The organism is Nonomuraea sp. K271, assembly GCF_009908215.1.
Lineage (GTDB): Bacteria > Actinomycetota > Actinomycetes > Streptosporangiales > Streptosporangiaceae > Nonomuraea > Nonomuraea longispora.
On record NZ_JAAAHR010000286.1, the window covers coordinates 1 to 6,045 of the forward strand.

At 70.7% G+C, this 6,045-nt stretch carries 9 protein-coding genes; 4 read left to right on the top strand and 5 right to left on the bottom strand.

The features are described 5' to 3' along the window. The first annotated feature begins 249 nt into the window (after positions 1–249). From GUY59_RS45535 to GUY59_RS45545, 3 genes are all read left to right on the top strand, one after another. The gene (locus GUY59_RS45535; protein WP_138208569.1) at positions 250–786 is read left to right on the top strand and encodes an MFS transporter; all 537 of its coding nucleotides are present in this window, start codon (positions 250–252) and stop codon (positions 784–786) included. Positions 787–872: 86 nt separating this feature from the next. Continuing rightward, a complete protein-coding gene (locus GUY59_RS45540; protein ID WP_138208568.1) occupies positions 873–1,403 on the top strand; it encodes a copper chaperone PCu(A)C in 531 nt (176 codons plus the stop codon). After that, positions 1,400–2,524 (top strand): Dyp-type peroxidase, encoded by a 1,125-nt coding sequence (locus GUY59_RS45545; RefSeq protein WP_212746362.1) that lies wholly within the window; start codon positions 1,400–1,402, stop codon positions 2,522–2,524. Before GUY59_RS45540 ends, GUY59_RS45545 begins: the two co-directional genes overlap by 4 nt. Here GUY59_RS45545 and GUY59_RS45550 read toward each other — a convergent pair. Further along, positions 2,521–2,799: a hypothetical protein gene (locus GUY59_RS45550; RefSeq protein WP_201762124.1), complete on the bottom strand. Its 279-nt coding sequence runs from the start codon at positions 2,797–2,799 to the stop codon at positions 2,521–2,523. The genes GUY59_RS45545 and GUY59_RS45550 overlap by 4 nt on opposite strands. 99 nt (positions 2,800–2,898) lie before the next feature. Between GUY59_RS45550 and GUY59_RS45555 the strand changes: the two genes are divergently transcribed. Further along, on the top strand, positions 2,899–3,354 hold the full coding sequence (locus tag GUY59_RS45555) for a GbsR/MarR family transcriptional regulator (RefSeq protein WP_138208567.1): 456 nt from the start codon (positions 2,899–2,901) through the stop codon (positions 3,352–3,354). A 358-nt stretch (positions 3,355–3,712) separates the two neighbouring features. Here the strand turns inward: GUY59_RS45555 and GUY59_RS45560 are convergent, their stop codons facing one another. From GUY59_RS45560 to GUY59_RS45575, 4 genes are all read right to left on the bottom strand, one after another. After that, positions 3,713–3,961 (bottom strand): hypothetical protein, encoded by a 249-nt coding sequence (locus GUY59_RS45560; protein ID WP_138208566.1) that lies wholly within the window; start codon positions 3,959–3,961, stop codon positions 3,713–3,715. 57 nt (positions 3,962–4,018) lie between these two features. Next, a complete protein-coding gene (locus tag GUY59_RS45565; protein WP_138208565.1) occupies positions 4,019–4,357 on the bottom strand; it encodes a hypothetical protein in 339 nt (112 codons plus the stop codon). Between the two features lie 83 nt (positions 4,358–4,440). Further along, on the bottom strand, positions 4,441–5,148 hold the full coding sequence (locus GUY59_RS45570; protein WP_161715078.1) for a class I SAM-dependent methyltransferase: 708 nt from the start codon (positions 5,146–5,148) through the stop codon (positions 4,441–4,443). A gap of 56 nt (positions 5,149–5,204) precedes the next feature. After that, positions 5,205–5,888, bottom strand: coding sequence for a response regulator (locus GUY59_RS45575; RefSeq protein ID WP_132336712.1), 684 nt, complete (start codon positions 5,886–5,888; stop codon positions 5,205–5,207). Positions 5,889–6,045 lie beyond the last annotated feature (157 nt).

Below are 6,045 nucleotides of genomic sequence, written 5' to 3' on the forward strand. Positions count from 1 at the left end.
GGCGTAGGGGGAGGGCGAAGCGCAGGTCGACGAGCAGGCCGGGGGTCAGGTTCGACGACTCGGCCAGGTCGCTGACCGATCGGAGCGCCTCCGCGTGCAGGCTTACGTGGGCCGCGTCGATGACCGGGGCGATCGTCGCCGCATATTCCGACAGATCATGAAATTTCGGCATCAGGTGAATTATGCCGGTGTGTGTGGGGAGCGAGGAGTGCCGCGCGGACCACCCGTACCCCATGGAATGCTAATCGTATGGCCGCGCCGCTCCGCCTCGCCCGCACCACGGTGTTCGCCGTGGTCTGCCTGGGCCTCGGTGCGGCGGCTCACGTGCTCGGCGGCGCATCCGTGCCGGCCCCCTCGATGGCGGGCGGGCTGGCGGTGGCGTTCGCGGCGGCGTACGCGCTGGCCGGGCGCGAGCGCTCGTTCGCGGTGATCCTGCCGCTGCTCACCGCGCTGCAGGTCTTCCTGCACGTACTGTTCTCGTTGTCGCACGCGGCCACGCCGCACGAGATGGCCGGCCACATCCATTCCGGGCTGGTGCCCGGCCTCGGCATGCTCGTCGCCCACGCTTGGGCGGTCGCCATGACCGCGCTGTGGCTGGCGCGCGGCGAGGCCGCGCTCTGGTCGCTGCTGCGACGCCTGGTCGTACGGCTGCTGGTCATCTGGCTGCCGCTGCTCACGACTCCTTTCTCCACACCCCTGTGGACGGCGGAGCCGCGGGTGCTCCGTCCGGCACTGCTGCGCCACGTGGTCAGCAGGAGAGGCCCACCGCGGGTTGTCACCGCCTGACCTCCTGGTCACGGCGAGACGGTTCCTTCCTACGGACAACCCACGCCCGGCAAGGCCTGCTTCGGCATGCCGGGCGGAGAAAGGCCATGCTTATGTTCTCCCGTCATGCTCTCGTGCTCGCCGCCATGGTGGCGCTGGCCGGTTGCGGCGGCGGCTCGACCACCGCGACCGCTCCCGCCGCCACGACCGCCGCCGCGGCGGCGCCGTCCTCGCCGGCGGCCACGGGGCTCACCATCACCGACCCCTGGGTGAAAACCGTCAAGAAGGGGATGACCGCGGCCTTCGGGACGCTGGTCAACAACGGCGACACCGACGTCACCATCGTGTCCGGCACGTCGCCGCTGTCGCCCACCATCGAGCTGCACGAGGTCGTCGACTCCGGCGGCAAGATGGTCATGCGGCCGAAGGAGGGCGGGTTCGTGGTGCCCGCGCGCGGCACGCACCAGCTCCAGCCCGGCGGCGACCACATCATGCTGATGGGCGTCACCGAAGAGGTGAAGCCCGGGGCGAAGGTGCGGTTCACGCTCAAGGTGAAGGGCGGGCAACCTCTCGAGTTCAGCGCCGTCGGCAAGGACTTCGCCGGCGGCGAGGAGGACTACCAGCCGGGGCACGAGTGATCAGCCGCAGAGGGCTGCTGGCCGGGGGCGCCGCCACCGCGGCCGGCGCCTTCGCCCGCCACGAGACCGCGCCGCCCACCCATGCCGAGCGGGCGAGGGTGGAGCCGTTCCACGGCCCGCACCAGGCGGGCGTCGCGACGCCGCCACAGGTGCACGCCGTGTTCGTCGGGTTCGACCTGCGCGAGGGCATCGGCGGGGAGGCCGTCGTACGGCTGATGCGCCTGCTCACCGACGACGCCGCCCGCCTCACGCAGGGCCGGCCGGCCCTGGCCGACACCGAGCCCGAACTCGCCGCGAACCCGGCCGGGCTGACGGTCACGTTCGGGTTCGGGGAAGGGCTGTTCGAGGCGGCGAAGGTGGATTCACCGGTACGGCCGCTGCCCGCGTTCGAGACGGACAAGCTGGACAAACGGTGGAGCGGCGGTGACCTGCTCGTTCAGGTGTGCGCCGACGACGGTCTGACCGTCGCGCACGCCGTACGGATGCTCGTCAAGGACGCCCGGTCGTTTGCCCGCGTGCGCTGGACCCAGCGCGGTTTCCGCGGCGGGGCCAAGGGGACGACGCAGCGCAACCTGATGGGTCAGGTCGACGGCACCGTGAACCCGACCGACCTGGACCAGGCCGTCTGGATCGGCGCTGACGGGATGCGCGGCGGCACCACGATGGTGTTGCGCAGGATCCGCATGCACCTGGAGACGTGGGACGCTGCCGACCGCGTGGCCAGGGAGTTCACCATCGGCCGGCGGCTCGACACCGGCGCTCCTCTGACGGGCCGGGCTGAGCGCGACGATCCCGACTTCGAGCGGAAGAACCACCTGGGCTTCCCGTTCATCTCCGAGTACGCCCACATCAGGCGGGCCCACGTGACGGATCCGGCGCAGCGCATCCTGCGGCGGCCGTACAACTACGACGAGGGTTTGACCGAGGACGGCGAGTCGGACTCCGGGCTGCTGTTCGCCTCCTTCCAGGCGGACATCGCGCGACAGTTCGTGCCCATCCAGCGGCGGCTGGCCGAGGGCGACCTGCTCAACGAGTGGGTCACCGCGATCGGCTCGGCTGTCTTCGCCATCCCGCCGGGTTGCGCGCCCGGCGGGTGGATCGGGGAGGGGTTGCTCGGCTAACCGTATCGGCCGGTGGAGGCGAGGCGCAGGGCGGCGGCGAGTGCGTCGATCTCGTCCAGCCCCGGCGTGGCGGCGCGCCGTGCGCGGTGACGCCGCGCGGCCAGTGCCTCCACCAGGCCGTCCCGCCGGCGCGCGTACGCCGCGGCCATCGCGTCTGTGTCGGCCGCCTCCGTGCGCCAGAGGTGGGTGACGGCGCGCTGCGGCAGATGGCTGACCCAGCGGTGCGGCGGCAGGTCGGTGCAGCCGGAGCCGTGGTCGTCCGCGACGAGGAGCACGTCCGGGTGCGCGGCCAGAGCTCAGGCGGCCGGCGGCCGGCTGACCGAGGACTGACAGCGGAAAGTACCCATATGGCTGCTTAACGTTACAATGGTGACATGACCGAGCAGGACAGCCCTGGACGTGAGCGGGTCCTCGCCTGGGTCGAGCGGGTGGCGGCGTTCGTCTCCGAGGAGTGGGGGCTCGCGCCCATCAGCGGCCGCATCCTGGGCTGGCTCATGGTGTGCGAGCCGCCGGAGCAGACCGCGTCCGACATCGCCGAGGCCATCGGGGCGAGCCGGGCGTCGCTGACGACCAACCTGCACCTGCTGACGTCCCACAGGCTCATCCGCCGGTTCCGCAAGACCGGGGAGCGCAACGTCTTCTACACCATCGAGGACGACGCCTGGGGCAAGATCGTCCAGCAGAAGCTGGCGATGTTCTCCGCTTTCGATGAGCTGGCCGCGGAGGGCATGCGGCTCGGCTGGCGCGACCTGGCGCGGACGGCGCGCATCCGTGCCGCCAGGAGATCCATCGCCGAGGTGCTCCACCAGGTGGAGGCGAGGGCCGAGTGAACAGCTCGGTCCCAAGGCTGTGGATAACCGGCCCTTCCTGTGGATAACGCTGCCACCTCGTAATCCTTGGCCGGGCTCGCAGGCGGCAGTGCCCTACCACGACCTCTGTCTGTCACGTCGCCGGAAACGGGTCCGACGATCCGCCAGGCATGCCGTACGACCTGCCATTATCACCCAATGCAATGGTTCGTCACCCTCTGGGTCGGGCGTATAACAACCTGATATCGCCTCCCTGAAACGGGCTGACAGGAGCTTCGTCCACACCGCACGGGCATGTGCACAGCCTGTGGACAACCTGTCAACGCGGAGCGGTCATCCGGCGGGGTGCACGCCCTTCCCGCCGTGCACCCCGCCGCGCTCACATGCCGGCGCGCCCCTGATAAGGCACGTTGCCCGCGAGCGGGATCACCCTGACGGACGCCCCCGGGCACGTGGAGCAGCCGGCGTGCAACCAGGGCGGCATGCTGATGACGCCGCGGTGCCGCCAGATGATGAACTCGCTGCCGAAGTCCGCGTGGTGCCGGGCTTCGTAGGTGTCCTGCCAGATGGTGCGGCAGTTCTGGCATTGGAATGACCAGGTTTCGACAGAGGACTCGGTTTCGCGCACGAGGAAATCGCCTCCTGGGATCGGCGCGTAAGACGGGCAGGATGTGCTCCCGCCGGCCTAGATGCGCCAGACGCCCAGGTGGGTGAGCCGGTCGACGCCCGTACGCCAGCGCGTGACGAGCTTCGGTCGCGGCGACTTGAACCGGGCGCGCGGAGGCCCGTGATCGCGACCGGGGAAGGGGAGAGGCGCCAGAATCCCGCCGCCGGCGCACCGGCCGCCGGCGGGCTTGCCCGCATGCCGCTTGAACGCCGAACGCCGCGGCGGGCACGAGTCGTCCCGCCCGTCACCGTGGTCGACGTGGACGGACTCCCCGTGGCCGAACGACGCGGCGTGCGCCGGCTGCCACGGCATGGGCCACACGCCCACGCACAGCACGAGCCCGACCAGAAGGGTCAACCACCGCTTCCGTCCGGGCCGCTCGATCGTGCGTGAGCCGGAGACCACACGTGAACGCTACAGTACTTTATGTCATCAACCGACTACTTAGAGGTGATATCTCCGTCTATAGCAGGACGTACGGCCTCGGTCGGCCGCGAGGAGTCGGCCCGGTAGACCGAGACGGCGTAAGGACGCGAAGCGTCCCGTTCCACCCGCTCGGCCACCTTCGTGACCGTAGGGTTCCCGTCGACGAACCCGTGCAGCCGCTCCGCCTCCGGCCACGGATGCACAAGGACCAGCACGCCCCCGGGCGCCAGCAACGCGCGCAACCGCTCCGACGCCCTGCGCAACCTGTCGCCGCGGCCGATGTAGTAGAGGGTCTCCGCGCAGAACACGAGGTCGTACGGCTCCCGCTCCTCGTGGCGGAGCAGGTCGGCGTGGACGAACCGCACCCGCCCGCCGTCGCCGCCCGCGCGCTCCCTCGCCCGCGCCAGCGCCCGCTCCGACACGTCCAGTCCCGTGATCACGGCGTCCGGCCAGAGCGTCGCCAGCGTCTGCGTGAAGACGCCCTCCGCACACCCCACCTCCAGGATGCGCGCGTACGTCCCCTCCGGCAGCTCGTCGAGCGTCACCCGGTACTTGCGGCGCTCGTACGCGTCCGTGGCCAGCGACCATGGGTCGGGCCGCCGATGCCACCAGTCGAAGTACCGGTGCAGCACCTTCCCCTGAGCCCGCGGGCCGAGGAGGGAGACGGTGCGGAAAAGGGTGCGATGCAGCAGCTCGGGGATTCTGGACAACGGGGACGTCACCGGACCTTTCGCGGCAGTGATCGTGTCCCGAACCTACGAGCGCCGCCGCCGGCATGTCATGGCGCTGTGGGGGGATCGTAGGATCTAGCTCCGCCGTAGGGGGTGACCAGGCCGGTCTGGAACGCGTACACCGCCGCCTGCGTACGATCGCGCACCCCGATCTTCGTCAGGATATTGCTGACGTGGGTCTTCACGGTCTGCTCCGCGATGACGAGGTTGTCGGCGATCTCGGTGTTGGACAGGCCGTGCGCGATGAGCGTGAGGATCTCGCTCTCGCGCGGGGTCAGCGGGCCGGGGCTCCCCCCGGTGTACGGCCGTGGCGGGCCGAACCGGGCGAAGGCGCTGATCAGCCGCCGGGTGACGGACGGCGCCAGCATGGCGTCCCCGTTCGCGACGACGCGTACGGCCTCGCCCAGTTCGCGTGCCGTGGCCTTCTTCAGCAGGAAGCCGCTGGCGCCGGCGCGCAGCGCCTCGTAGACGTACTCGTCCAGGTCGAACGTGGTCAGCATCAGCACCTTCGTGCGCCCGGCAAGGCGGCGGGTGGCCTCCAGTCCGTCGGTTCCCGGCATGCGCACGTCCATCAGCACGACGTCGGGCTCCAGCGCGGCGGCCTTGTCCAGCGCGTCGTCACCGTCGACGGCCTCGCCCACCACCTCGATGTCGGGCTGGGCGTTCAGCAGGACGACGAACGCCTCACGCACCATCGACTGGTCGTCGGCGATCAGCACCCGGATGCTCACCTGACCTCCCTCCCGCCGAGCGGCAGCCGTACCGTCACCGCGTAGCCCCCGTCCTGCCGCACGCCCGCCGTCAGCTCCCCGGCCAGCATGGACACGCGCTCGCGCATGCCGAGCAGGCCGTGTCCCGGGCGGTCGGGCGGTGGAGGCGGGTGGGGTG

What these genes read in the sequence shown, in the direction of transcription:
- GUY59_RS45555 (WP_138208567.1), top strand. Translation starts at nt 2,899, where the DNA reads ATGACCGAGCAGGACAGCCCTGGACGTGAGCGGGTCCTCGCCTGGGTC.
- GUY59_RS45535 (WP_138208569.1), top strand. Translation starts at nt 250, where the DNA reads ATGGCCGCGCCGCTCCGCCTCGCCCGCACCACGGTGTTCGCCGTGGTC.
- GUY59_RS45540 (WP_138208568.1), top strand. Translation starts at nt 873, where the DNA reads ATGCTTATGTTCTCCCGTCATGCTCTCGTGCTCGCCGCCATGGTGGCG.